This is a genomic window from Alcanivorax sp. (assembly GCF_017794965.1).
Taxonomy (GTDB): Bacteria; Pseudomonadota; Gammaproteobacteria; order Pseudomonadales; family Alcanivoracaceae; genus Alcanivorax.
This window is the reverse complement of record NZ_CP051240.1, coordinates 794,571-819,969: the sequence shown is the minus strand read 5'-3', so window position 1 is coordinate 819,969 and position 25,399 is coordinate 794,571. Positions and strand designations below refer to the sequence as shown.

General features: G+C 60.1%; 21 protein-coding genes. 13 read left to right on the top strand and 8 right to left on the bottom strand.

What is annotated here, in order from left to right:
* Window positions 1-145 precede the first annotated feature (145 nt).
* From HF945_RS03645 to HF945_RS03625, 5 genes are all read right to left on the bottom strand, one after another.
* The gene (locus HF945_RS03645) at window positions 146-1,087 is read right to left on the bottom strand and encodes an endonuclease/exonuclease/phosphatase family protein (RefSeq protein ID WP_290524400.1); all 942 of its coding nucleotides are present in this window, start codon (window positions 1,085-1,087) and stop codon (window positions 146-148) included.
* 619 nt (window positions 1,088-1,706) lie between these two features.
* Window positions 1,707-2,129, bottom strand: coding sequence for a hypothetical protein (locus tag HF945_RS03640; RefSeq protein WP_290524399.1), 423 nt, complete (start codon window positions 2,127-2,129; stop codon window positions 1,707-1,709).
* Between the two features lie 12 nt (window positions 2,130-2,141).
* Window positions 2,142-3,407 carry a hypothetical protein gene (locus HF945_RS03635; RefSeq protein WP_290524398.1) on the bottom strand — a complete coding sequence of 422 codons (1,266 nt, stop codon included), beginning with the start codon at window positions 3,405-3,407 and terminating at the stop codon, window positions 2,142-2,144.
* Between the two features lie 82 nt (window positions 3,408-3,489).
* On the bottom strand, window positions 3,490-3,939 hold the full coding sequence (locus HF945_RS03630) for a copper chaperone PCu(A)C (RefSeq protein ID WP_290524397.1): 450 nt from the start codon (window positions 3,937-3,939) through the stop codon (window positions 3,490-3,492).
* Entirely contained in the window at window positions 3,917-4,483 is a 567-nt protein-coding gene (locus tag HF945_RS03625) for an SCO family protein (protein ID WP_290524396.1), read from the bottom strand. Before HF945_RS03625 ends, HF945_RS03630 begins: the two co-directional genes overlap by 23 nt.
* A gap of 96 nt (window positions 4,484-4,579) precedes the next feature.
* Here HF945_RS03625 and miaB point away from each other — a divergent pair, with 96 nt between their 5' ends.
* The gene (miaB, locus tag HF945_RS03620; RefSeq protein ID WP_290524395.1) at window positions 4,580-5,917 is read left to right on the top strand and encodes a tRNA (N6-isopentenyl adenosine(37)-C2)-methylthiotransferase MiaB; all 1,338 of its coding nucleotides are present in this window, start codon (window positions 4,580-4,582) and stop codon (window positions 5,915-5,917) included.
* A gap of 31 nt (window positions 5,918-5,948) precedes the next feature.
* Here miaB and HF945_RS03615 read toward each other — a convergent pair whose 3' ends face one another.
* Window positions 5,949-7,991 (bottom strand): hypothetical protein, encoded by a 2,043-nt coding sequence (locus HF945_RS03615; RefSeq protein WP_290524394.1) that lies wholly within the window; start codon window positions 7,989-7,991, stop codon window positions 5,949-5,951.
* A 297-nt stretch (window positions 7,992-8,288) separates the two neighbouring features.
* On the opposite strand from HF945_RS03615, the gene HF945_RS03610 reads away from it, so the two are divergent.
* From HF945_RS03610 to HF945_RS03595, 4 genes are read left to right on the top strand one after another with little or no spacing between them, the layout of a single operon-like run.
* Window positions 8,289-9,293 (top strand): PhoH family protein, encoded by a 1,005-nt coding sequence (locus HF945_RS03610; RefSeq protein ID WP_290524393.1) that lies wholly within the window; start codon window positions 8,289-8,291, stop codon window positions 9,291-9,293.
* Window positions 9,265-9,774, top strand: a complete 510-nt coding sequence (gene ybeY / locus HF945_RS03605; protein WP_290524392.1) for an rRNA maturation RNase YbeY — start codon at window positions 9,265-9,267, stop codon at window positions 9,772-9,774. The genes HF945_RS03610 and ybeY overlap by 29 nt, the downstream gene beginning before the upstream one ends.
* Window positions 9,774-10,658, top strand: a complete 885-nt coding sequence (locus HF945_RS03600) for a transporter associated domain-containing protein (RefSeq protein WP_290524391.1) — start codon at window positions 9,774-9,776, stop codon at window positions 10,656-10,658. Before ybeY ends, HF945_RS03600 begins: the two co-directional genes overlap by 1 nt.
* On the top strand, window positions 10,627-12,036 hold the full coding sequence (locus tag HF945_RS03595) for a rhomboid family intramembrane serine protease (RefSeq protein ID WP_290524390.1): 1,410 nt from the start codon (window positions 10,627-10,629) through the stop codon (window positions 12,034-12,036). Before HF945_RS03600 ends, HF945_RS03595 begins: the two co-directional genes overlap by 32 nt.
* A 353-nt stretch (window positions 12,037-12,389) precedes the next feature.
* Here the strand turns inward: HF945_RS03595 and HF945_RS03590 are convergent, their stop codons facing one another.
* Window positions 12,390-13,772 (bottom strand): B-box zinc finger protein, encoded by a 1,383-nt coding sequence (locus HF945_RS03590; RefSeq protein WP_290524389.1) that lies wholly within the window; start codon window positions 13,770-13,772, stop codon window positions 12,390-12,392.
* 175 nt (window positions 13,773-13,947) lie between these two features.
* On the opposite strand from HF945_RS03590, the gene lnt reads away from it, so the two are divergent.
* The 5 genes from lnt to HF945_RS03565 all read left to right on the top strand — a co-directional run bounded on the left by lnt (window position 13,948) and on the right by HF945_RS03565 (window position 19,838).
* Window positions 13,948-15,420 (top strand): apolipoprotein N-acyltransferase, encoded by a 1,473-nt coding sequence (lnt, locus tag HF945_RS03585; protein WP_290524388.1) that lies wholly within the window; start codon window positions 13,948-13,950, stop codon window positions 15,418-15,420.
* A 98-nt stretch (window positions 15,421-15,518) separates the two neighbouring features.
* A complete protein-coding gene (locus HF945_RS03580) occupies window positions 15,519-16,385 on the top strand; it encodes an MBL fold metallo-hydrolase (protein WP_290524387.1) in 867 nt (288 codons plus the stop codon).
* A 10-nt stretch (window positions 16,386-16,395) separates the two neighbouring features.
* A complete protein-coding gene (locus HF945_RS03575) occupies window positions 16,396-17,628 on the top strand; it encodes an FAD/NAD(P)-binding oxidoreductase (RefSeq protein WP_290524386.1) in 1,233 nt (410 codons plus the stop codon).
* Window positions 17,628-19,388 carry a sulfate permease gene (sulP, locus tag HF945_RS03570; RefSeq protein ID WP_290524385.1) on the top strand — a complete coding sequence of 587 codons (1,761 nt, stop codon included), beginning with the start codon at window positions 17,628-17,630 and terminating at the stop codon, window positions 19,386-19,388. The genes HF945_RS03575 and sulP overlap by 1 nt, the downstream gene beginning before the upstream one ends.
* A 24-nt stretch (window positions 19,389-19,412) precedes the next feature.
* Entirely contained in the window at window positions 19,413-19,838 is a 426-nt protein-coding gene (locus HF945_RS03565) for a TIGR01244 family sulfur transferase (RefSeq protein ID WP_290524384.1), read from the top strand.
* Between the two features lie 678 nt (window positions 19,839-20,516).
* Here HF945_RS03565 and HF945_RS03560 read toward each other — a convergent pair.
* Window positions 20,517-21,128: a YdcF family protein gene (locus HF945_RS03560; RefSeq protein ID WP_290524383.1), complete on the bottom strand. Its 612-nt coding sequence runs from the start codon at window positions 21,126-21,128 to the stop codon at window positions 20,517-20,519.
* A gap of 185 nt (window positions 21,129-21,313) precedes the next feature.
* Here HF945_RS03560 and leuS point away from each other — a divergent pair, with 185 nt between their 5' ends.
* The 3 genes from leuS to holA are packed head-to-tail and all read left to right on the top strand — an operon-like array spanning window position 21,314 to window position 25,319.
* Window positions 21,314-23,764, top strand: coding sequence for a leucine--tRNA ligase (leuS, locus tag HF945_RS03555; RefSeq protein WP_290524382.1), 2,451 nt, complete (start codon window positions 21,314-21,316; stop codon window positions 23,762-23,764).
* Window positions 23,765-23,821: 57 nt separating this feature from the next.
* Window positions 23,822-24,316: an LPS assembly lipoprotein LptE gene (gene lptE, locus HF945_RS03550; protein WP_290524381.1), complete on the top strand. Its 495-nt coding sequence runs from the start codon at window positions 23,822-23,824 to the stop codon at window positions 24,314-24,316.
* 1 nt (window position 24,317) lies between these two features.
* Window positions 24,318-25,319: a DNA polymerase III subunit delta gene (holA, locus tag HF945_RS03545; RefSeq protein WP_290524380.1), complete on the top strand. Its 1,002-nt coding sequence runs from the start codon at window positions 24,318-24,320 to the stop codon at window positions 25,317-25,319.
* Window positions 25,320-25,399: the final 80 nt, after the last annotated feature.

The window sequence follows — 25,399 nt, the reverse complement described above, 5'->3', positions numbered from 1 at the left end:
GCAACCCCGCGGCGTCTTTTTAATTTCAAGCCTGATGCCGAACGCCTGATGCCTGACGCAGAAAGGCCGAACAGCACAACCTCAACCTCCCCCCTACACTCTATATAGCCCTCTGGTTTTACTTCTGGCTTCTGGCTTCTGGCATCTATCGATCAAAATACACTACCAACCCATCGTGATCCGATATTGGTGATATTCCATCCGAGCCGTACAGTTTGCTGTATCGCCCGGCACTACCTCGACTGACATCCACCGCTTTCACTCTCTCCTTTAACACGGGGGACAGCCAGATATGATCCAGGGCCTGGGGGCGACAACGATAGCGGTAACTGTAGCGTTCCTGCTTCGGCAGAAGAGACCAGACATTGAATAACGATGCAGACGCAAACCGGTTGTAGCTGTCCGAAAACCGGCCGGCATCCCAGGTGCTGTTGAAATCCCCTGCGACGATTACCGGACCCGACTGCTCGGCCACCCAGCCAGCAAGACGGGAAGCCTGACGGTGTCGCTTCTCAAAGACCCGGGCTGATTTGAGATCCCGCGCGCTGCGCAGGTGCACAACCACAAGATCGGCTTGCACGGGTGATTGCAGGGAAACCGCCAACGGCGGACGCGAAAAAAGGGAATGGCCCTGGAAGGCTTCTGTGGCAAACAGGGCACGGGAATGTGTCAGCACTATGGGCGCACGATACAACAGCCCCACATCCATGCCTGACGGATCATTGCCTTCCAGCAACACCGCGCGATAACGAAAACCGGATTGCCCCAGCCTGTTTGCCAGCCTCTCCAGCAAGGCGAGGTTCTCCACCTCCTGCACCGCCAGCAGATGTGGCGCCTGCAGGTCGTTGACCACGGTATCGGCAATGGCATCCAGACGCCGCGCCAGCAGTGAAGGCGATAGCGGCTCATCCAGAGCCGAGTCCTTGCGAGCATCCCGGAGGCGCCACAGATTCAGGGTGGCCAAGGTCCAGTGGTCGTCTGCCGGCGCCATGACCGGCCGAGGCTCGGCCAGATTGCGGCACTCCGCCGATACCGATGAACAGGCACCAACAAAGAGAAGAATGATAAAACCGTAAGTCAGTCGCATGGAAAAATTCTACGACTGGCGCAGGAAAGGGAATAGAGGGAATAACGGATTTGTGTGTAGGAAGAAGCTGGCAGCGAGTTCACTGCTGTCCCACATTTTCAGCCCCCCTTTGGGACAGGAGCCCCTTCCTTTGTGGGAGCTTGCTTGCAAGCGAATTCCGCCCTTGCGAACAGGTCCTCGCCTACAAGCAAGCCCCCGCAGAACTCAGTCAAGCAGATACAAACTGTGGGACAGCAGTGCTGCAGAGGCGCGCATTTTATGTAGGAGCCCAGCTTGTCTGAGCGATCCGAGCCCAAGCGAGGTAGGGATTCCAGAAACGCATCTCGAAGCACAATACCCACCCACTGCTGTCCCACAGTTTGACTTAGCGAAGTCCGAAACCCGCCAGGCTGGCAAGCCGGCGGGTTTCTCTGTTTAGGGGAACAGGGTTTATCCGCCGCATTTTGACGCTCGCAGATGCCTGTCGCGTGGGAGCCTGCTTGCAGGCGAATGTTGGTGCGGCAAGGGGTATTCGCTTGCAAGCATACCCTGACGAGCACAGAGAGCTCCCACAAGAGAAAACGCCCCCGCTTATGCGTGTTGCCTGAAGCGTGATGCGTGCTGCGTCATACGTCTCTTTTTAAGGCCGATAAACCACCTTCAGTCCTTGCGGCACCCGGGTTTCTTCCAGGTAGCCCACAAAGGCGGAATCACTGCCCACAAGCAGCCCCATTTCTTGCTCGCTGGACACTTCCCTTGGCGGCATGCCCCGCCCGGTAAAGATCATCCGCGCCCAGTAGCTCTTCATCTGTTCCGCTGTTTTGCCGGTAACATTCCGGTAGAAAAGATTACGGGTAACGTCACCGCCGGGCAGGTCCAGTGGCTTGACGGCCGCTCCCTGAATCTGGCGCAACTGGCCATTGAACACCTGACGTACCTGGCTCTGCGTCAGCGCACTAATCGGGCTATCCGCCCCGACCACCACCACGGGTCCCGCCATGGCAACGCTACCAAACACAAGGCCGATTCCCATCAGGAAACTGGCTAACAATTCCTTTTTCACCCTTCTTCCCCTTTAAAAAACCAAATCGACTGACAGACGCACCACTGAGGCTCCGTCATCGAGCCTGCTTCTGTCATCGGTGGTAAAAAACCCATTGGACGAAAGCTCGTCGTCCGAAAAATCGTAGTAATAGCTGTATTCGCCTTTCAGGGCGATGGCATCGGTGAGCGAGTAACGCACCCCTGCGGTCCAGCCTTTTTGTTGTTCCGCCAACTGATCCTGCAACACCCGCGGACTGATCCCGGTGCCTTCCAGTTGAGGCATGTACGTCTCGTCCAGATCATGAGCCTCGACGGCTGTCCAGGTGAGCAAAGGCATCCATTTCCCCAGATACTTGCCCACGGAGACATAGCCACTACGTGCACTGGGATACCAGTTTCCGAAGTTCAACAGCGCGGCTTCACTGGCCATGAACCAGCTGCCATCGTCGTACTGTAGCCCCACCCCACCAAAGTAGGTGTACACCTCATCGAAGCTCAGCCCCAACATGGACGTAAGACCGCCACTGAGGCCGTCCAGATCGTCTTGCGCCACTGACACCGTGGCGCCGGAATAGGCCGCACGCAGTGTCCAGTCATGCCAGCGACTGGTCAGGTTGATGCCACTCAGGTCATCCGCCTGGAAAGCAACGCCGCCAGCACGTGCCCCGGCATCCACGGTGCTTGATCCCCAAAACCCGGTCAGGCGATGAAACACCGGCCCGGTCGCGAAGGACCACGCAAGTTCCATGCCTTCCATGGTCTTGATGGGCGCCAGCAGATAGACCTCGGCCGGGGGGGTCACCCAGGGGTAGGCATAGCCCACATCCACGTACTGGGAGTGCATGTAAAAGGGAGCAACGATCCTGCCCGCTTTCACACTCACGCTGTCGGTGAGCGCATAATCCAGATATCCCCACTGGATCTCCGCATCAAAATCGTCTTCACCGGACGCAAACAACTGAAGCACCGCCTGCGCACGATCATTGATTCTGGCGTTGAACTGCAGGCCCGCACGGGTCAGGGAATCATGGCTCCATTCGTCACCGGAGCCATCGACAAAAGTGGCTTCCCCCGATTCAGTATCGGCCCAGGCTCGACTCATCCCGGCAGAGAGAAACCCGTTGATGGTTACCCGCTCTTCCTTGTTGATCGTTCCGTCCAGCTGCTGTTGCTCAATACGCTGCAGCCGCAGCTCATACGCTTCCAGCTTTTGCTCAAGGTCTGCATCAGCGGGTTCAGCCCAGGCCGGACTGGCCACCAGCGCAGCCAGCAACGCTGCAGAGTACATTCCTTTCATGATCGCCCCATTCTTGATACGTCGTTTTCATTATTCTGAAATACGACAAACGGGCGACATTATCCCTGTTCACACGCCACCATCAAGAGTCATAAGGGGACGTTCGGCTGACCGGGAAGTCACCGCATACCGGCTCTTCATCGGCCAGCTCCAGACACACCTCCACGGTTTCTCCCTCCGTTGGCACACGGGACAGATGCATCAACATCAGATGCAGGGCGCCCGGCGCAAACGACACACTTTCACCCGCAGGCACCTCCACCTGGCCCAGGTGACGCATACGCCGTGTGCCGTCCTCTTGCAGGGTCATATCATGGAGCATGGTATGACCGGCAATCCCGGTATGCGCCCCGGTAATCACTGCGCGCGCGTCACCCTCATTCGTCACCGTCACATAACCAGCCATGGACGGCGACACCGGCGGCACCGCCCGCAACCAGGCGTGACTCAGCAACAGGTCCGCCTGCAGCGGCGACGCCAGCACCATGGCGACGCCCATCATGACCGCTTTAGAGAAGACTTTTTGCATCATTTGCCACCTCTTCAATACTGAAATCCGCCGGGTACAGTTTGCGCACCCGAGCCTGTTCATCCAGCAGGTAGATGTAGTCACTGTGGGTAAAGAGGTAATTCTCCGCCTCCTTCCCCTTGATGAAGACCACACCGTACTGCTCAGCCACCTGCCGGATCTGGGGCAAGGTGCCAGTGAGACCGATTATGTCGGCCTTGAACCAGGGCAGGTATTGCTTGAGATGCTCCACCGTGTCCCGCTCCGGATCGAAGGTAACGAATACCAGCTGCACCTGTTCCGCCTGCCCGGCCTCCTCCAGAGAACGATACACCTGGGCCACCCGGGCCAGCACAGCGGGGCAGATATCCGGACAATGGGTGTAGCCAAAGAACAGAATGGACACCTGGCCCTTAAGATCCTGTTGGGTAAACGGCTCTCCATTGTGATCGGTCAGAGTGAACGCGCCGCCCAGACGGGTATTGATCGGCAGGTCACTCTCCGGCTTGTCGCATCCGGCCAATACCATCAGCAACAGCAACGGCAGGATGTACGGCAGTTTTCGCATGATCGCTCCGGTTGGTATAATCCGCGCCCATTTTGACGCGATTCAGCGGTTAGGCAAGGCCAATCAGGCCCTGCCGCCTTTTGATGGAGGTGCCCCTTGGCACGCAAGCTGTTTATCCAGACCCATGGCTGCCAGATGAACGAGTACGATTCCACCCGCATGGTGGACCTGCTCGAATCCAGCCACGGCCTTGAGCAAACCGACAACCCCGATGAAGCGGATGTGCTGCTGCTCAACACCTGCTCCATTCGGGAAAAAGCCCAGGAAAAGGTCTTTCACCAGCTGGGACGCTGGAAAAAGCTCAAGGACGCCAACCCCGACATGATTATCGGGGTGGGCGGCTGCGTGGCCAGCCAGGAAGGAGATGCCATCCGCGAACGGGCGCCCTATGTGGACGTGGTATTCGGCCCCCAGACCCTGCACCGCCTGCCCGGTCTGATCACCCAGGCCGCCAGCACCAAAGAGCTGGCCATTGATGTGACCTTCCCCGAGATCGAAAAGTTCGACAATCTCCCGGAACCCAGCGTGGATGGCCCCACCGCCTTTGTCTCCATCATGGAAGGCTGTTCCAAGTACTGCACCTTCTGTGTGGTGCCCTATACCCGTGGTGAGGAAGTCAGCCGTCCGGTACAGCCGGTGCTGGACGAGATCGAGCATCTGGCGGAAATGGGTGTACGTGAGGTGAACCTGCTGGGGCAGAATGTGAATGCCTACCAGGGCAAGGGCGCCAGCGGCGAAACCCTGGATCTGGCCGACTTGATCCTGCTGATTCGTGATATCGATGGCATCGACCGGATTCGCTATACCACCAGCCACCCGGTGGAGTTTTCCGATGCCCTGATTCAGGTGTATGAAGAGGTACCGGAACTGGTCAGCCACCTGCATCTGCCGGTGCAGTCCGGTTCCGACCGCATTCTGGCCATGATGAAACGCAACCACATGGTGCTGGAGTACAAGAGCAAGCTGCGCAAGCTCAAGCGTATTCGCCCGGATATTTCCTTCAGTTCCGATTTCATCATCGGCTTCCCCGGGGAAACGGATCGGGATTTTGAAGACACCATGGACCTGATCCACGAGATCGGCTTCGACATGTCCTTCAGCTTCATCTACAGCGCTCGTCCCGGCACCCCGGCGGCGGACCTGCCGGATGACGTTCCCATGGACGTGAAGAAACAGCGTCTCGCGATCCTGCAACAACGCATCAATCAGAATGCCCAGGATATCTCACGCAAGATGGTAGGCAGCACCCAACGTATTCTGGTGGACGGATTTTCCAAGAAGGATCCCGGCCAGCTCAAGGGGCGCACCGAAAACAACCGGGTGGTGAACTTCCGCAGTGACGAGACTGACCTGATCGGCAAGTTCGTGGATATCACGGTTGCCGAGGCTTACAGCAACTCCCTGCTGGGCACCGATCCGCGCAACCCGGGCTGACGCCCGGATTGCGCCGAATCGGCACAGTGCGTTACCGGTTGCCTTGCAGTAGCCCGTCGGCATCGCCCGCCGGGGCCAGATAATCCGGCAACAGCACCACCGATTCCGGATTATTCTGTGCAAAGCTGGCATCCGGGCTCACATCCCCGCCCGCACTGTCGAGCAGGTTATCAAAGCGCAGCACCTGCTTTTGCGACTTCTCCGCCACGTAGAGGCTGGAACCATCCCAGGCAATATCCACCGGGTTACCCAGTTGCGTATTCCCCACAGCGTTGTTGTCACCGTCATCAATACTGATCGCCACCGGCGTATTGCCATCGGCACGGTCTGCCCCTTCGATCACATACAATTTGCCATCTGTGGGATTGGCACCACTGCCCACATCAGAAACGATCAACGTGTTGCGATCTGACACATAGACAATGCCGTGCAGGTTGGTGGGCGCAGTGACCGGCATGCCACCGACGGTGGGCACAATGATGCGGTCGGGGCCAGTGGCGCCACGATTACTGCTATACGCCTCAAACACCGCCACCGTGCCGTCGACCTGGGCCACATACAGGGTGTCGCTGTCCGGGTCGTAATCCAGGTCCCAGGGAGCCACACTCAATGGCGTGGTATACAACGGCGCCACATTGCCACCGGCCTGGGCACCGAACACCTTCACCGCCGGGTCACCATTGTCGGTGACCAGCACCAGCCCCAGCTCGTCAGCCACATCAAATCCCTTGGGACTGATCAGCCCGGTATTGGTACCACCAATCACTCGGTCACGACTTAAAGCAAATGCCTCCCCGTCCCTGGACACGCCAAGACGGTTGATCACAGCCAGCATCCCGGTGGTATTGGTGCCATCATCAGCAGAGAGATACACATCACCCAACTGGTTCACGCTGACACTCTCCAACGATTCACCCACCGTAAAGCTGCGGGTCATGGTGGTCAGCGCAGTATTCAGTACCACCACATCCGGATCACCCATCAACGGGGGGTTACTGGTGACCAGTACACCTTCAATGGCGACATCACTGTCGTCGATATCAGACACATCGGCCTCCAGGGGCACCGTGGCATCGCGAACCAACGATTCCGGTTTGACCGTGTCCACTACCCGGGACGGCGCCACATCCCCTGACGGGCCAGCAAAGATATTGTTGTACACCAGAATCGCGTCATTGGACTTTTCGGCGATAAAGGCCCGGCTACCCTCCAGAATCAGATCCACCGGATTACCCAGAAGCGTCGAGGGACCGGCAATGGTTCGGTCCGGCGTTACCACACCTGATGCCGTGCTGGCATTGGAAATCACGTACAGCTTGCCGTCATCGGCCACGCCGGCATCCCCCACATCGCTCACTACCAGGGTATCTGTACCCGCCCGATAATCGATACCGTGGAGGTTGGACACGGCCATGCCGTCCCCAGGGGTGATGGTGCGTGCGCCCATGGCGGAAAAACCACCCGCCACATAATTGTCGATGACCAGCACCGTGCCATTGGTCATGGCCAGGAAGGCACGATCCAGCGTCTCGTTGTAAACCAGATCCCAAGCATTGCCAGGCAGCGCGGTAGATGCCAGCGGCACGGCCTTTTCCCCTGCCGCAGTGCCAAAGATCTCAATGCTGTTGCCCCCCACATTGGCAGCCATGATCAGCCCCGCCCGATGCGCAATGGCGATCCCCTTGAGGTTGGCAGATCCGGGCGCAGCCACATTTCGATCCAGCCCCAGATTGCTCATGGCCCCATCCAGACGAAGCGACGCCCGATGGATAACCTGGAAGGCACTGGGGGAGGCAGAGATATCGCTGGCGGCGTGCAAATTGCCCAGCAGATCCAGCACGATGCCTTCATTGGCCCCGGCGTTGAAAGTAGCCTCTACCTGCAGATTCGGCCCCAGGCGCTCTATCTGCCCCTGATTACCCGCGCCGTTGTGCATCACCAGTAACGGTGCCGAACGGGCACTGGCTGGCACCACCTGCCGGTTACTGTTGTTACCGCCCGTTCCACCGCACCCTGCCAGCGTCAAGGCCGTTACCATCGTCAATCCCGTCAACCACTGCATCTCGCGTTTCATCGTCTCGCTCCTGGGCATTGCATGAAACCAACACAAAAAAGGGTTTGTTGCACAAGGAGTTACGCTTCCAACCCCGCCCCGGATGTAGCAAAACGCAAAGATTCGTGGTGCTCTGGTGAACAGCGGGCAGCCCTGATGGCATCACCTTGTACGACAGCCAATCATCAGGCCTTGCAGTGCAGGCATCTCCACCGGTAGTGTGCCCCCGCTAAGACACAGCAAATTCACTTCCCCGGAGCCTGGCTTCGGAGTATTCTGAAACCCTTTGCAACAGCCCGCAGGGCCACCTTTTCCATCTTGGACACACCACTCGCTTCACAGCATATCCGTCTCGAACCCAACGATTCCCGTCGCCTGGCCAGCCTGTGCGGTCATCTGGATGAACATATCAAGCAGATTGCCCATCGGCTGCATGTGGATATCCATAACCGCGGCAACCAGTTTCACCTTTCCGGCGAACCGGACCTGGTGGAAGCCGCCGGCACCATTCTTTCTGATCTTTATGACCAGACCAGCGACGGCACAGAGCTGACCCCGGAAATGGTGCATCTGCACCTGCAACAATCCAGCGTGGCCGAGAAAACTGCCGGCAATATCGCGGACAATACCGTGCCTTTCCCCGCCGATGACGTGGTGATCCGCACCCGCCGGGTGAAAATCAAACCCCGCGGGGCTCACCAGCGCGATTACGTCAAATGCGTGCAGAAGTACGATATCAATTTCGGTATCGGTCCGGCCGGTACCGGCAAGACCTGGCTGGCGGTGGCCTGTGCGGTGGACGCACTGGAAAAGGCAGAGGTACAACGCATCCTGCTGGTTCGCCCGGCGGTAGAGGCCGGCGAGAAGCTGGGCTTCCTGCCTGGCGATCTGGCCGAAAAGATCGATCCCTATCTGCGCCCGCTCTATGACGCCCTCTACGAAATGCTCGGCTTCGAAAAGGTCGCCAAGCTGATGGATCGCATGGTGATCGAAGTCGCACCGCTGGCTTACATGCGTGGCCGCACCCTGAACAACAGCTTCGTGATTCTGGATGAAGCCCAGAACACCACCCCGGAACAGATGAAGATGTTCCTCACCCGCATCGGTTTCGGCACCCGCGCTGTGATCACCGGTGATGTGACCCAGGTGGATCTGCCCCGCCATCAGCGTTCCGGTCTGGTCAATACACTGGAAGTGCTGGAAGACGTAAAAGGCATTGGCGTCACCCGTTTCGACAGCAAGGATGTGGTTCGCCACCCCCTGGTTCAACGCATTGTAGAGGCCTACGACCGTCATGAGCGGGACAGTGAAAACGACCGTTGAGATCCAGTGGGCCACGGATTCACCGGATGCCCCCGATGACCCGCAGTTAACCCGCTGGGCGCAACACGCTGCCCGGCTGGCCGGCAATGCCCGGGGCGAAATCACCCTGCGTATTGTCAGCGCTGACGAGATTCGCGAACTAAACCGTGACTACCGAGGCAAGGACAAGCCCACCAATGTGCTCTCCTTCCCGTTCGAGATGCCGGAAGGACTGCCCGCTGATGCGATGGAACCTCTACTTGGCGATATCATCATCTGTGACAGCGTGGTGCGCCAGGAAGCCAATGAACAGCACAAAACCCTGCAGGCACACTGGGCTCATATGGTGACCCATGGTGTACTGCACTTGCTGGGCTACGACCACATTGACGATGACGACGCCACCGTCATGGAAGCCCTGGAAATTCGCGCCCTGGCCGAACAGGGGTTCGCCGACCCCTACGCCGGGACAACAGACAACACAACGGAGCAAGCCCCCTGATGTCAGACGATTATTCGGATAACGGTACCAGCCGAAGTTGGTTGGAGCGTGTCGGCCAGTTTTTCTCTTCCACACCGGGCGACCGGTCAGAACTGCTGGACCTGATGCGCTCCATGCGCGACAGCGACGTTATTGACGGAGACACCCTCGGCATCATTGAAGGGGCGGTTTGCGTCGCCGACATGCAGGTGCGGGAGATCATGATCCCGCGTTCGCAGATGGTCAGCATCCGCTCCAGCTCCGACCCCCGCGACTTTCTGCCCACCATTATCGATTGTGCCCACTCCCGATTCCCGGTCCTGGGGGAAGACCCGGATGAAGTCATCGGCATCCTGCTGGCCAAGGATCTGCTACCGCTGATCCTTGAACCCGCCCGTATGGACCGTTTCGCCATCAAGGATCACATCCGATCCGCTATGGTAGTACCGGAATCCAAGCGTCTCGATTCCCTGCTGCGTGAATTTCGTATCAGCCGCAATCACATGGCCATCGTGGTCAATGAATACGGTGGCGTGGCCGGTCTGGTCACCATTGAAGATGTGCTGGAACAGATCGTCGGCGAAATCGAGGACGAACACGACATTGAAGAAGACGACTACCTGATCAAGGACCTGGATCACGACGAATACACCGTCAAGGCACTGACGCCCATCGACGACTTCAACGAACATTTTGACTGCGAATTCAGCGACGAAGAATTCGACACCATCGGGGGATTGGTGATGCAGAAGTTCGGACGCCTGCCGGGCCGCGATGAAAGCGTGGACCTGGATGGCTACCGCTTCACCGTACTCAGTGCCGATGGCAGAACCATACGACTGTTGCGCGTGACACCGCCGGGGGAAAACAATAATGAACCCACCACTGAACAGGCCAGCACCTGATGCTTCAGCCAATCACCTGAAGTCACTGCCCTGGGTGCTCATACTGCTGGGCAGCCTGCTGCTGGCCAGCCAGTTCCTCAATTCCGGGCAGGGCCCCCAGGCCGCACTCAAGTGGTATGAGAGCAGTGGGTTGCGCCAGCTGGAATGGAACAACTATTTGTCCTGGCTGCGCTTCAACGGTAACGCCGAACAAGCGAAAACCCTGGAGCAGACCCTGGCCTCAGGCAATTCCCATGCCTACGCCCCTGCCCTGTTCTCCCCGCAATTTGTCGCGGATAGCGAAAAGCGAGCAAGAGACTTCTGGTCACAGGACCAGATAACCCAGTGGAAGACCCTGCGCGAACAGGTACCGGAGCAACTCGCCCAAAGCCCGCAGTACCGCTGGGGGCTGCCCGCGGCCGAACCACGGCCATCACGCTTTTTCACCGCCCCCTTCACCGGGGGCCCCCTGTGGCTGACCCTGCTTGCCCTGTTGTTTCTCGCCCTGATAGCACCACGACTGGAACGTCAGCTCGGTGGCGGGCGAATTTTGGTGATCTGGCTGGCCGGCAGCCTGCTCAGTGGTGCAGGCTATCTGCTTGGCGTGGGCATCGGACAACCGCCTCTCACCGGGGCAGCTCCCGCCCTGATGGCTCTGCTGGGTGCGGCGACCGTCCTCTCCCGCCAGCCCATCACGCTGTCCTTGCCCGCCCGCCAGGGGGACGCAAAAACGGTGCAGCTACCATTCTGGAGCCTGGCCGTTTTACCGCTGGTGCTGCTGGTAGCCATCACTCTGGCCCAGTCTCCCATGATCGCCCAGCTGGCCGCCGGGCTGGCCGCTGCTCTTGGCGGCGCCCTGCTGGCCCTGCTGCTGCAACCCCACGGCACCCAACAGTCCCTGAGCGAAACCCCCAGCGCCCCGCTCAATCCGGAAGTACAACAACGGTTGAGCCATGGTTGGGACGCGTTGGGAAAACTGGAAAGTGAAACCGCCGAACGTCATTTCCGGGAAGTGCTGGCCAGCGAGCCTCATCAGTTCGATGCCCTCACCGGTTTGTTCACCGCGCAACTCTCGCAACGACCGCTACCCCAGGACTGGCATCAAACCGCTGACACACTGTTCAACGTCACCACCACGGAGCCCGGGCAAGCCACCCAGATCGCGCACCTGTGGAAACAGTACCGCCAGCAACAGTGCGACCCCCTCCCCGAAGCCACCCTGTGGCAATTGGTCACCACGCTGACCCAGGCAAAGCACTTCCAGCAGGCGGAACAGCTTGCCATGCAGCATGCCGAGTACTCTGATGAAAAGGAACGCCGCAAAAACGCACTGCGGTACCTGCGGGAGGCACTGCGCAAGGAAGGGCTGAGCCACCGTGCCGAGGCCTTGCCGCAATGAGTGTGCTGTACGCCTAACAACGGGCCCGGCGTTGAATGCAACGGCGATAACCGCCGCAGGGAGCCCGGTGTGAAATCCATTTTCAGCAACCTGCCGGGCCGGAAAGGCCTGATGATCCCCGCACGGTTTGGACTGTGGGGAATTCAGCTTGCTGAAAGAACCGGGCAAATAGGGTTTCTGGAATCGTGACCTCGCTGGGGCCCGGATCGCCCAGGCAAGCTGGGCTCCTACAGCAGGCCACGCCATTCACAAAGCACCGAATTCAACGATCTGGCGGGCTTTTCCGTTCTTATGGAAAACCGGGGAAACAATTTTGGGTTTTCCTGCCCAATCGCAGCGTACCTCGTAGCCTGCTACGCTGCCCACGCCTGGCGCAGCTCGTTTACCTGCATGCGTAGCTTGGCACTCTGGCAATGGTGCTCCACAAATCGAAGGTACTGCTCTGCCTTGCCGGACAGATCAAACTGCTCTTTCAGGGTTTTTGCCAGCAACAGGTAGGCTTCGCCCAGACCGGAAAAATCCGGCGCGCTCTGGTGCAGATCCTTGAGCAGATTCACCACCATTCGGGGCGCCAGATCATAGAGCCCCTCGGCAAGGGCCAGTCGGATTGCCGGCCCTGCGGGCAGCCAGCCAGCATCACGCTGACGCTGTTCAGTAAGCAGCTGCAAGGCCGTTGGCCAATCCCCCGCGGCCACCACAGCATCCAGATAAGGTTCCACTTGCTGCTGGCGCTCATCGTCCTTGCCCTGGATGGCCAGCAAGCGGTCATAGCGCTGCCAGTCAGCCAGCGTGGCCTTTTTGCTTTTGACCACCTTGGCCGATGACAGCAGCACCTTGTCAAAACGGCCAGCGCAAAGCAGCACCCGCTGACGGCGTTCCGCTAACGACAGGGTCACCCGCGCAGCGCCCGGGTTCAGCCCCCAGAGCCGGCCATGGTTTTGCAGCATGGCGCCACACCCCGCCGCCATGACCAGCCACCAGTAAGCCGCCATTCCTCCTGCCACCGCCTGGGTGAGTGGCCCCGGCAGCACATCCATGACCACCATGACCACCGCCACACTGCTCAACCAGGCCAGCGCTCCCATCAGGGCCACTACCAGATAATCACGGGGCGCGGAAAAAACGTAGGTGAGCGCGGCCGCGTAGGAGCCCGGTTGTGCCCCCTTGACCTGAATGGAGAGCCAGAACGCGGGAATCAGCAGCATGGCGACTCCCCCCAGCAACAACCCGGCCATGACTGACACCCATACCATCAAGGCCATGGCAGGTGTCAGCAGTAACGCCACCGGCGCCGCCTGAAGCAGTGCGCCTTTCCAGCCCGCCCCGCTGGAAAGATCCTGCCATCCCGGCAGCCGGGATCGCTGGTGCTGACGGCGGGGCTGGGTCTTGCTGGCCATGGCCGCCTGGGCAAAGCCTGCCACCGGCAGACCGCCAAGTACGGCGAACACAAACAGCCCCGGCAACGGCGGAATCAGCGCCGCCACCACTGCCCAGATCAGCATTGCAGGTAGCAGGGGCAGGTGCAGGGGAAAGCGCACAATGTGGTCCAGCTGCTGCCATAACGGAACCCTGTCCTCCCGCCCGGCCGGCGCAACGGACTGGTTGCAGATCAGACAGCGCGCCTCAATGTAATTATCCCCCTGGCCATCCACACATTGCTGACACAGATGCAAGCCATCATGCTCGCAGAACCAAAGCGCCTCAGTGCCCGGATGGTACTTGCAAAAGCGATTCACTATGATGCCCCCAAAGCAGCGTTACCGGTCTCGGGGGGCTGGTTGAGTTGAACTTTAAACTTTCAACGCCTCCCCCGACGGCTAATCGTTATGGCTCTACTTTATTCAAACCGTTGCACAGACTCTATAGTTGACCGCCAGGCGGCCTGCTCGCCGGTACGAAACGAGGATATTCATGCGTGATCGTCTGCTGGCCCTGATTGCCGGCCTGCTCTTTCCCCTGGCGTTTGCTCCCTACGAACTGTGGCCGCTGGCGTTCGTCAGTATCGCCGCCGGGTTCTACTGCCATCAGCACGCTGGCTCCGCCCGTGAAGCCCTGCTGCGGGGGTGGCTCTACGGATTGGGCATGTTTGGCTTCGGCATCAGCTGGGTGCATGTCTCCATGCATGATTACGGCTTCATGCCGCTGTGGATGGCCATTCCCTTTACCGCCCTGTTCGCCGCTTTCCTGGCCCTGTTCTACGGCATCAGTTTTTCCCTCAGCTGGCGACTGGGCCGCTCGGCACTGGTCTTTGCCGGTGCCTGGCTGCTGCTGGACTGGGTGCGCGGCTGGTTGCTCACCGGCTTTCCCTGGCTCTATGCCGGCTACAGCCTGATTGATACCCCCTTTGCGCCCCTGGCCCCCCTTGGCGGAGTCTGGCTACTGACACTGGTAACCACCCTGCTGGCCAGCACCCTGGTACAGCTGTGCACACCCGGCAAGCAACGCTGGCTGGCGGCGGGCCTGTCGGCATGTGTCCTGATACTTACCGGCATTGCGCACACCCTGACCTTTACCCAGCCCAGCGGGGCCGAGCAGAAAGTGGCGCTGGTTCAGGGCAACATTCCCCAGGACCTGAAATGGCAGATTTCCATGCGCGAACGCACCCGCGAGATCTACCAGGATCTGACCCAGACCATCCCCGATGGCTACCTGGTGATCTGGCCAGAATCCGCCCTCACCGAGTTCTACCAAACCATCACGGACGTGGTTGAGCAGCAGGGAGAGGCCCTGCAGGCCCGGGGCGGCGGTTTTATCACCGGCATTCCCTGGCGCACCCTGGATAATGACGGCATCACCTATCGCAACAGCATCGCCGCCATTCCGCTCAAAACGGCCGCGGGCCATGAACGGGTCTATCACAAGCAGAAACTGGTGCCGTTCGGTGAGTATGTACCGATGCAATCACTGATCCGCGGGCTGATCCCGTTCTTCGATCTGCCCATGTCCGGCTTTACGCCGGGAGACCCGGCGCAACGCAACCTCACCGCCCTGGGGCACACCATCGCCCCCTTTATCTGTTACGAGATTCTCTACCCCGAGCAGGTCGCCACCCGCAGCCACGGTGCCGACGCCCTGATCACCATCAGCAACGACGCCTGGTTCGGCACCTCGGCCGGCCCCCTGCAGCACTTCCAGATGGCCAGGATGCGGGCGCTGGAAACCGGGCGCTGGTTGCTGCGCGGCACCAACAATGGCGTCACTGCGGTGATCGACCATCACGGCAAGGTGGTGGATGCCCTGCCCCAGTTCGAGCGCGATGTACTGCTCAGCCAGTATCAGCCCCGACAGGGCACCACTCCGTTCATGGCCACGGGTGTCTGGCCCTGGCTGTTACTGGCACTGGCCATGGTGCTGGCGGGATCGCGATTCTGTATCAGGGAATAACCACATATATCTTTTTGATATATACTTATATCTAATTTGACTTTAGGTCAGTACAGGCCTATAACAGTGACATTGCCGAATCCAAACGGGAGAGCATCATGTCACGCCCAGAAGTCAAAGCGTTCTTTGATCACGACACCAACACCGTCAGTTACGTAGTGACCGATCCGCAAACCGGTCACTGCGCCATTGTCGATTCCGTGCTGGATTACGCGCCCAATTCCGGACGTACCAGCCACGGCAGCGCGCAACAGATTGTCGATTACGTCAAGCAGAAGAATCTCACCGTTGAATGGATGCTGGAAACCCACGTCCATGCCGACCACCTTTCCGCGGCCCCCTGGATTCAGGAACAGCTGGGCGGCAAGCTGGCCATTGGTGAGCATATCCGCACCGTGCAGGAAACCTTCGGCAAGGTGTTCAATGCCGGTACCGAGTTTGCCCGCGACGGCCGCCAGTTCGACCACCTGTTCAAGGATGGCGACACCTACAAGGTGGGTAGCCTGGAAGCCCGCGCCATTCATACCCCCGGCCATACCCCGGCTTGCATGAGCCATGTGATCGGCGACGCCGTGTTCGTCGGCGACACCCTGTTCATGCCGGACTACGGCACTGCCCGCTGTGACTTCCCCGGCGGCGATGCACGCACCCTGTACCAGTCCATCCAGAAGCTGCTGGCCCTGCCCGATGAGACCCGCATGTTCCTGTGCCACGACTACCTGCCGGATAACCGCAGCGACTTCGTCTGGGAAACGACTGTGGGTGACCAGCGTCAGCACAACATCCATGTCCATGAGGGCATCAGCGAAGATGAGTTCGTCGATATGCGCGAAAGCCGCGATGCCACTCTGGATATGCCGCGCCTGATCCTGCCCTCAGTCCAGGTCAACATGCGCGCCGGCCACCTTCCCCCCGAGGAAGACAACGGCGTCAGCTACCTGAAAATTCCCCTGAACGCATTGTAAGGAGGCGGCCATGCCACTGGATGACTCTGCGCTCTGGGATGTGGTGATCGTAGGCGGTGGGGCGGCGGGTCTGGCTGCCGCCGCCAGCCTGCTCAAGCGCAAGCCGGGCCTGACTCTCGCCATTGTCGAGCCCAGCGATCGACACTATTACCAACCGGCCTGGACGCTGGTGGGTGGCGGCTGCTTCAACCCCACCGATACCTGTCGCTCCACCGCCTCACTGATTCCGGCCAACGCCAAATGGATCCGCAGCCGGGTCACCCGTTTGCTGCCACAACAAAGTCAGGTGGAACTGGAAAATGGACAACACCTGAGTTATCGCAGCCTGGTGGTCGCACCGGGACTGGAGCTGAACTGGGGTGCCATCGCCGGTTTGGAAGCAACCCTGGGCAAGAACGGGGTGACCAGCAACTACCGTTATGATCTGGCGCCCTACACCTGGGAGTGCGTACAGGCACTGAAACAGGGCCGCGCCCTTTTTACCCAGCCCGCCATGCCTATCAAGTGCGCCGGTGCGCCACAGAAAGCCATGTACCTGTCCTGCCACCACTGGGAGGAACAGGGTTGCCTGGGACAAATTGAAGTGCACTTCCATAACACCGGCGGTGTACTGTTCGGCGTGTCCGACTTTGTGCCGCCGCTGATGGAATACGTGAAGCGCTACAACGCCCAGCTCCACTTCACCAGTGAACTGATTGCCGTGGACGGCCCCGCACGGACCGCCACCTTCCGCGACACCAACGAAAACGGCGAAAGCCGGGAACGCAGCGAAGCCTTCGACATGTTGCATGTGGTGCCGCCGCAACGCGCCCCGGCCTTCGTGCGCAACAGTGAACTGGCCAACCAGGCCGGCTGGGTTGCCGTGGACGAAGCCACCCTGCAACACCCCCACTACCCCAACGTTTTCAGCCTGGGTGACGCCTGCGGCGCCAGCAACGCCAAGACTGCCGCGGCGGTGCGCAAGCAAGCCCCGGTGGTGGCCGAGAACCTGCTCGCGCACCTGGACAAGCGCCCCCTGAGCGCCGGCTATGCCGGTTACGGCGCCTGTCCACTCACCGTGGAGAAAGGCAAAGTCGTGCTGGCGGAATTTGGCTACGGCGGCAAACTGCAACCCAGCTTCCCGCTCAACCCGGCCGTTGCCCGGACCAGCATGTGGTGGCTGAAGCGCTACGCCATGCCCCGTATCTATTTCAGCATGATGTTGAAAGGGCATGAATGGCTGGCCAGACCGGAAAAGCGTTGATGAAACTCCCCTCATGGTTGGGCGCCGCCCAGTGGCTCCCCGGCTACAACCGGCAGACTGCGGCGCAGGACGGTGTGGCGGCGATCATCGTTACCATCATGTTGATCCCCCAGAGTCTGGCCTATGCCATGCTGGCGGGCCTGCCACCGGAGGTGGGGCTGTATGCCAGCATCCTGCCACTGGTGGCCTACGCCCTGTTTGGCTCCAGCCGCACCCTGGCCGTGGGACCGGTGGCGGTGGCCTCCCTGATGACCGCTGCTGCGGCCAGCGAGATTGCTGCCGCAGGCACCACCCAGTACCTCACCGCCGCCATCCTGCTGGCCACCCTGTCCGGCGGTTTTCTGGTATTGATGGCCCTGTTCAGACTGGGCTGGATTGCCAATCTGCTATCCCATCCCGTGGTCAGCGGTTTTATCACCGCGTCCGGGATCCTGATTGCCGCCAGCCAGCTCAAGCACCTGCTCGGGGTCCCACTCAGCGGTCATAACCTTTATGAACTGAGTCTCTCCCTCCTTGCTCACAGGGATCAAATTCACTGGACCACCCTCATTCTGGGCGGCTCCGCCACCGCGTTCCTGTTCTGGGTCCGCAGGGCCTTCAAACCCTTGCTATTGAACATCGGCTTTTCGCCCTTCTGGGCAGACCTGACCAGCAAGGCCGGTCCGGTGCTGGCGGTGGTTGTTACCACCGTGATCACGGCGTGGCTCAGGTTGGACAAGGACGGGTTGGCCATCGTCGGTGACATCCCCGGGGGGCTGCCAGGGCTGGTGATGCCCTCGCTGGACATGACCCTGTGGCAACAACTGCTGGTCCCCGCCATCCTGATCAGCCTGATCGGTTTTGTGGAATCCATTTCCGTGGCCCAGACCCTGGCCGCCAAGCGCCGCCAGCGCATCAACCCGGACCAGGAATTGATGGGGCTGGGCACGGCCAATCTGGCCAGCGCTTTCAGCGGCGGCTTCCCGGTCACTGGCGGCTTCTCGCGCTCAGTGGTGAACTTCGATGCGGGCGCCCGAACCCCCATGGCAGGGGTCTTCACGGCCGCCGGCATTGCCTTGACGGCCCTGTTCCTCACCGGGCTGTTCGCGTTTCTCCCCAAGGCCACTCTGGCGGCCACCATCGTGGTGGCGGTGTTGTCCCTGGTCGACATCCCCACCCTGAAACATACCTGGCATTTTTCCAGACTGGACTTTACTGCCATGCTCATCACCGTTTTGGGGGTGCTGGGGTTTGGCGTGGAAACCGGCGTCATGGCCGGGGTTATCAGTTCACTGGCGCTCTATCTGTACCGTACCAATCAGCCCCATGTGGCAGAGATTGGTCAGGTGCCCGGCACCGAACATTTTCGCAACGTGCAGCGCCATGACGTCAGGGTGTCCCCACGGGTTCTCAGCCTGCGTATTGATGAAGCGCTCTACTTCGCCAACATCCGTCGCCTGGAAGACCAGATTTACGATGCCGCCCTGCAGCGCCCCCAGACCGAACACGTGATCCTCAATGGCGCCGCCATCAATCACCTGGACGCCAGCGCCGTGGAAGGATTGCTCAGTCTTGACCAACGGCTGCATGACGCCGGACTTACCCTGCACTTTTCCGAGATCAAGGGGCCGGTAATGGATCAATTGAAACGGGCCAGGTTGCCCGAACAGCTCAGTGGCAATATCTACCTGAGCCATTTCAAGGCCCTTGAAGACCTGGCACCTGATTGTCTGGAAAAGGCCAGCCATGACTTGCAAGGCAACAATACGCCGGTAAGCTGATGGCACACTGACAAGGAGCCCCCCATGCCGACCACCAAGAAATTGACCGACGACCTTTTTGTCGCCGCACAACTGCAGCCCCAGGACATGGCCGAACTGGCCAAAGCCGGCTTCAAAATGGTGATCAACAACCGTCCGGACGGCGAAGCGGACGATCAGCCCAGCAGCGCTGAAATGGCCGCCGCCGCCGAAGCGGCCGGGCTCGAATACGCCCATCAGCCCGTTGTAGGAAGCAACATCAGTGAAACCGACATCGATGGCTTCGATGCCATCGTCTCCCTTGCCGAGACGCCGGTACTGGCCTTCTGCCGCACAGGCACCCGCTGCACCACCCTGTGGGCCCTGAGTCAGGCCGATGAACTGGACAACGACACCATCCTCAAGACCGCCGCCGATGCGGGTTATGATCTGAGTGGTCTCACTGGCAGACTGGACCAACGTCGCGGGTAAGCAAGCTGCAAGCGACAAGCTGCAAGGCGGGGCAGGCCGTGCCTAAATCAGACGCCCCCCCGCACTGCCAGCAAATACAAAACCGCACCCATGGGTGCGGTTTTTTGTGCTTCCCGTTTTGAGCAGCAAGCAGACGCCCCCTAATACGCAGGGATTAACCAGAAGGAGTTCCCTTCCAGGGGACGAACCGAGCGCAGCGAGGCGACCGAAGGGGGATCTTTCTTCAGGGATCTGCCGCACCAGCCCCTCTCTATGGCTGTGGGAGCGTGCTTGCACGCGAAGGGGCCAAACCTGGTGAGGGTAGATTCGCTTGCAAGCAAGCTCCCACAAGGGAAGGACGTCCTGTTTTGTCTGGACGACTGTGCCGGTGCAAAAACACGCGCGGATCGACGCACCCGGAGGGCATATCAAACGCGGCTCCTATAGCGCCAACGCGGTTTCTGGAATCCTTGCCTCGCTTGGGCTCGGATCGCGGTCGAACGACCGCTCCTACAGCGGCTTCGTTGAGAAGCCGAAAACCCGGGAACTTTTCGGCCTTTCTTAATCCAATCGAGCGTAGCTTGTAGCTTGTAGCTTGTAGCTTGTAGCTTGTAGCTTGTAGCTTGTAGCTTGTAGCTTGTAGCTTGTAGCTTGTAGCTTGTAGCTTGTAGCTTGTAGCTCGTAGCTCGTAGCTCGTAGCTAAAGATACCGCAGGTGGTACCACACCAGCGCTACCCACTCGTACCAGATCTCCGGCACCATGGACAACGCGCCAGCGGAAGGGCGCCAGGCCTGTTTGGGCAGTCGTTTCTGCCAGGCCGCTTCCGTCAGCACCCCCTGACTCTGAAAGCACAGGATGGCACGGGGAAGATGGGTGCGGTCACTGACCAGAATCACTTCATCAATTTGTCGATCTGCCAGCAACTCCGACGTATTCAGTGCATTCTCCCAGGTGTTGCGGCTCTCGTTCTCCAGGAACAGCTGCAACGAAGGCCAGCGCCGGCGCACCTGGGCTGCCATCAGCTCAGCTTCAGAGGGCTCTCCCGCTGCCATGGCCTTTCTCTGCCCCCCCGAAACCACCAGCGGTAGCCCATGTTCATGGGCCAGCCGCGCAGCCAGCTGCAGACGCCGTAACCCGCGGGTGGTGAGGGAAAACTCGCCGTTGCGTTGACGCCGCCCGGCGCCCAGCACCACCACCGCCTGGGGCGTCACCCCGGACACCCGACGCGGCAGCGGCGGCAAAAAACCCCGGACAATGGCGGGCAAGGTCCCCCCCACCAACACCATCAGGGCCAGCCAGGTCAGCCCCATGAGCCTTCCTCCCGGTCGCCGGTCCGACAAAAACCGCGATTACCCACTGCGCATTGAGAAATCCGTGCCGAGCTCATGTATCCTATGTCTCCTTTGCCGGTCACCCTTGAATTATTCTGGCCCCCAGGCCATTCAAAGGTTCCGCACCCCATTTCCAGTTGTTTTTGTGATCAGAAAGAGACCCGATGGACGCACAGTATCGCCCCGATCAGATCGAAGCCCAAGCCCAGCAGTACTGGGAGGATAACCAAAGCTTCAAGGTCACCGAAGAGGCCGGCAAGGAAAAGTTCTATTGCCTGAGCATGTTCCCCTACCCCTCCGGTCGTCTGCACATGGGCCATGTGCGCAACTACAGCATCGGTGACGTGATCAGCCGCTACCAGCGCATGCAGGGCAAGAACGTGCTCCAGCCCATGGGCTGGGACGCCTTTGGCCTGCCCGCGGAAAATGCCGCCATCAAGAACAAGGTGGCCCCGGCCAAGTGGACCTTCGAGAACATCGATTACATGAAAGGCCAGCTCAAGCGCCTGGGCTTCGGTTACGACTGGGACCGGGAGCTGGCCACCTGCACCCCGGAATACTATCGCTGGGAGCAGTGGTTCTTCACCCAGTTGTATGAAAAAGGCCTGGTGTACCGCAAGCAGTCCACCGTCAACTGGTGCCCCCACGACATGACCGTGCTGGCCAACGAACAGGTCATCGAAGGCTGCTGCTGGCGCTGTGACACCCCGGTGGAGCAGAAGAACATTCCCCAGTGGTTCATCAAGATCACCGACTATGCAGACGAACTGCTAAAAGACCTGGACCAGCTGGATGGCTGGCCGGAACAGGTCAAGACCATGCAGCGCAACTGGATCGGTCGCTCAGAAGGCGTCGAGCTTCAGTTCGCCATCGAAGGTGAAGAGCCGCTGCGCGTCTACACCACCCGCCCGGACACCCTGATGGGCGTCAGCTACGTAGCCGTGGCCGCCGGTCACCCGCTGGCGCAGAAAGCGGCGGCCGGTAATGCTGACGTGGCGGCCTTCGTGGAAGAGTGCCAGCACACCAAGGTGGCCGAAGCCGACATGGCCACCATGGAGAAGAAAGGCATCGCCACCGGCCTCACCGCCACGCACCCGATCAGTGGTGAACAGGTGCCCGTGTGGATCGCCAACTTCGTCCTGATGGGTTACGGCACAGGCGCGGTCATGGCGGTACCCGCCCATGACCAGCGTGACTTCGAATTCGCGCAGAAATACAGCCTGCCGATCACCCAGGTGATCGAGCCCTTCTCTTCAAATGGAGAGAATGGTGAGGTCATCGATCTGGCTGAAGCCGCCTTCACCGAAAAAGGCAGGCTGGTGAATTCCGGTGAATTCAGCGGCAAGACCTCCGCCGAGGCCTTCGACGCCATCGCTGCCTGGCTGAGCGAGCGTAACCTGGGCGAGAAGAAAGTGAACTACCGCCTGCGCGACTGGGGTGTCTCCCGTCAACGTTACTGGGGCGCCCCCATCCCCATGGTAGAAACCGAGGACGGCGAACTGCATCCGACCCCGGCAGACCAGCTGCCGGTGGTACTGCCCACCGACGTGGAAATGGATGGCGTCAACAGCCCCATCAAGGCGGACCCGGAGTGGGCCAAAACCACCTTCAATGGTCAGCCCGCCCTGCGCGAAACCGATACCTTCGACACCTTCATGGAATCCAGCTGGTACTACGCCCGTTACTGCTGCCCGCAGAACGATCAGGCAATGCTGGACCCGGCTGCGGCCAACTATTGGCTGCCTGTGGACCAGTACATTGGAGGCATTGAGCACGCCATTCTTCATCTGCTGTATTCCCGCTTCTTCCACAAGCTGCTGCGCGATACCGGCCTGGTGGATTCCGACGAGCCGTTCAAACAGCTGTTGTGTCAGGGCATGGTGCTGAAGGACGGCGCCAAGATGTCCAAGTCCAAGGGCAATACCGTGGACCCGCAGGAAATGATCGAGCAATACGGCGCCGACACCGTGCGCCTGTTCATCATGTTTGCCGCGCCCCCGGAGCAGTCCCTGGAATGGAACGATTCCGGTGTGGAAGGCGCATCCCGCTTCATCAAGCGACTCTGGCGACAAGTGGCGGAGCACGTGGAAGAGGGCCTGCCTGGCGCCCTGAACGTGGACGCCCTGGACGACACCGCCAAGGCCCTTCGCCGCAAGACCCACGAGACCATCCAGAAAGTCAGTGATGATTACGGCCGCCGTCACACCTTCAACACCGCCATCGCCGCCGTGATGGAGCTAATCAACGACGTCAGCCGTTTTGACGGCGACGCCGCCGTGAAGCACGAAGCGCTGGAAGCGGCGGTATTGCTGCTGGCCCCGATCATCCCCCATGCCGCCCATGCCCTGTGGCAGGCACTGGGCCATGACGACACCGTGCTGACCGCGGCATGGCCGAGCGTTGACGAAAGCGCCTTGGTGAAAGACAGCATTGAGCTGGTGGTACAGGTCAACGGCAAGGTACGCGCCAAACTGAACGTACCCGCCAACGCCGACAAGGAGGCTGTGGAGGCCCTTGCCAAGGACGAACCCAATGTGCAGAAATTCATCGAGGGCAAGACCATCCGCAAGGTCATCGTGGTCCCGGGCAAGTTGGTCAACATTGTTGCCAATTAATGTAGGGCGGAAATCGGCGTTAGCCGATCTCCGCCATCTGTGTCGATGGAGAGGTTCATGAAGGCTGCCGCCAGCATCGCCGTTCTGCTACTGACCCTGCTGCTCAGCGCTTGTGGCTGGCAGCTGCGTGGTGTGACCAACCAGCCCAACCTGGAAACCCTGACCATCAAGGGCGCCACTACCTCCCTGCGCTATGCGCTGGAAGATCAGCTGGAAAAGCAAGGGGTTCTGGTACATGGCGAATCCCCTTATCTGCTGGTGATCGATGATGAGGACTGGATGCGCCGCACCTCCGCTGTTGACGCCCAGGGCCGTCAGGCAGAAATCGAGCTGCGCTACACCCTGTACTGGCACATCCAGGACAAGAAGACCGGCGCCCTGCTCACCACCCCGGCGCGGCTGCGCTCCATCCGCACCCTGCCCTGGTATCCTGAGAACGCCACCGCGTCCTCGGACGAGGAAGATCTGGTGCGAGATGATCTTTATGAAGACATGACAATCCGCCTGATCAACCAGATCGCCACGGCTTCACAGCGCTGGGAGCCGTACTGATATGCGCCTGCGTCCGGAGCAACTTGGCAAACACCTGTCTTCGGAACTGAAACCGGTCTATCTGGTGGCCGGCGACGAGCCCCTGCAACAACAGGAACTGCTCGACGATCTGCGACGGGCTGCCCGGGATCAGGGTTTTGACGAACGTCACCGTTTTTCTTCGGATACCGGCATCGACTGGAATGCGCTGATCAATGAAGCCCAGAGCATGAGTCTGTTCGGTGGCCGGCGCATCCTGGAAGTAGTGCTGGGCAGCAAACGCCCGGACAAGAATGGCAGCCAGATACTCCGTGATCTGTTCGCGGCGCCCTCCCCGGACACCCTGCTGCTGATCCAGTGTTCGAAGCTGGATCGCCGCAAGGACTGGAATAGCGCCTGGGTCAAGGCTCTGGACGAGATAGGTGCCATCATCGAAGTGTGGCCGGTGGAAGGCAACAACCTGCGCAACTGGCTGCAGGACCGACTTGCCAGCCGCGGCCTGCACGCCAGTGACGACGCCATGGCGCTGCTCATTGAGCGCAGCGAAGGCAACCTGCTGGCCGCCGCCCAGGAAGTGGACAAGCTCTCCCTGCTGGTGGAGAACGGCCAGGTCAGCCCGGAGGACGTCCAACAAGCGGTGGGAGATTCCAGCCGCTACTCTCCCTTCGACCTCACCGAAGCCACCGCACAAGGCGATGCCCACCGGGTGATGCATATCATCCAGACCCTGAAAGCCGAAGGCGTGGAGCCCCCGGTGCTGCTGTGGGCGCTGAGCCGCGATATCCGCATGCTCGATGGCATGATTGCCGGCGGGCCGCCGCCACGGCTACCACCACAACGGGCCCGGGCCATGCAGGCTCAGTCCCAACGGCTCAACCCGCAACAGATCCGCGCCGCCCAGGCCAGCGCCATCCGCGCCGACCAATGCGTCAAGGGCATGGCCAAGGGCGACCCCTGGCAACACATTACCAACCTGGCTCTGCGCCTGGCCGGCAGCCCGTTGCCGAGGAGCATGGAGCGGTAGCTATGGCGCTTGATGCCTGATGCCTGATGCCTGATGCCTGATGCCTGATGCCTGATGCCTGATGCCTGATGCCTGATGCC

Excerpts from the sequence above, each read along its gene's own strand:
- HF945_RS03645 (WP_290524400.1), bottom strand. The coding sequence starts at position 1,087 with ATGCGACTGACTTACGGTTTTATCATTCTTCTCTTTGTTGGTGCCTGT.
- HF945_RS03635 (WP_290524398.1), bottom strand. The coding sequence starts at position 3,407 with ATGAAAGGAATGTACTCTGCAGCGTTGCTGGCTGCGCTGGTGGCCAGT.
- HF945_RS03630 (WP_290524397.1), bottom strand. The coding sequence starts at position 3,939 with ATGATGCAAAAAGTCTTCTCTAAAGCGGTCATGATGGGCGTCGCCATG.
- HF945_RS03625 (WP_290524396.1), bottom strand. The coding sequence starts at position 4,483 with ATGCGAAAACTGCCGTACATCCTGCCGTTGCTGTTGCTGATGGTATTG.
- HF945_RS03615 (WP_290524394.1), bottom strand. The coding sequence starts at position 7,991 with ATGAAACGCGAGATGCAGTGGTTGACGGGATTGACGATGGTAACGGCC.
- ybeY (WP_290524392.1), top strand. The coding sequence starts at position 9,265 with ATGAGCGGGACAGTGAAAACGACCGTTGAGATCCAGTGGGCCACGGAT.
- HF945_RS03600 (WP_290524391.1), top strand. The coding sequence starts at position 9,774 with ATGTCAGACGATTATTCGGATAACGGTACCAGCCGAAGTTGGTTGGAG.
- HF945_RS03595 (WP_290524390.1), top strand. The coding sequence starts at position 10,627 with ATGAACCCACCACTGAACAGGCCAGCACCTGATGCTTCAGCCAATCAC.
- lnt (WP_290524388.1), top strand. The coding sequence starts at position 13,948 with ATGCGTGATCGTCTGCTGGCCCTGATTGCCGGCCTGCTCTTTCCCCTG.
- HF945_RS03580 (WP_290524387.1), top strand. The coding sequence starts at position 15,519 with ATGTCACGCCCAGAAGTCAAAGCGTTCTTTGATCACGACACCAACACC.
- HF945_RS03575 (WP_290524386.1), top strand. The coding sequence starts at position 16,396 with ATGCCACTGGATGACTCTGCGCTCTGGGATGTGGTGATCGTAGGCGGT.
- sulP (WP_290524385.1), top strand. The coding sequence starts at position 17,628 with ATGAAACTCCCCTCATGGTTGGGCGCCGCCCAGTGGCTCCCCGGCTAC.
- HF945_RS03565 (WP_290524384.1), top strand. The coding sequence starts at position 19,413 with ATGCCGACCACCAAGAAATTGACCGACGACCTTTTTGTCGCCGCACAA.
- HF945_RS03560 (WP_290524383.1), bottom strand. The coding sequence starts at position 21,128 with ATGGGGCTGACCTGGCTGGCCCTGATGGTGTTGGTGGGGGGGACCTTG.
- leuS (WP_290524382.1), top strand. The coding sequence starts at position 21,314 with ATGGACGCACAGTATCGCCCCGATCAGATCGAAGCCCAAGCCCAGCAG.
- lptE (WP_290524381.1), top strand. The coding sequence starts at position 23,822 with ATGAAGGCTGCCGCCAGCATCGCCGTTCTGCTACTGACCCTGCTGCTC.
- holA (WP_290524380.1), top strand. The coding sequence starts at position 24,318 with ATGCGCCTGCGTCCGGAGCAACTTGGCAAACACCTGTCTTCGGAACTG.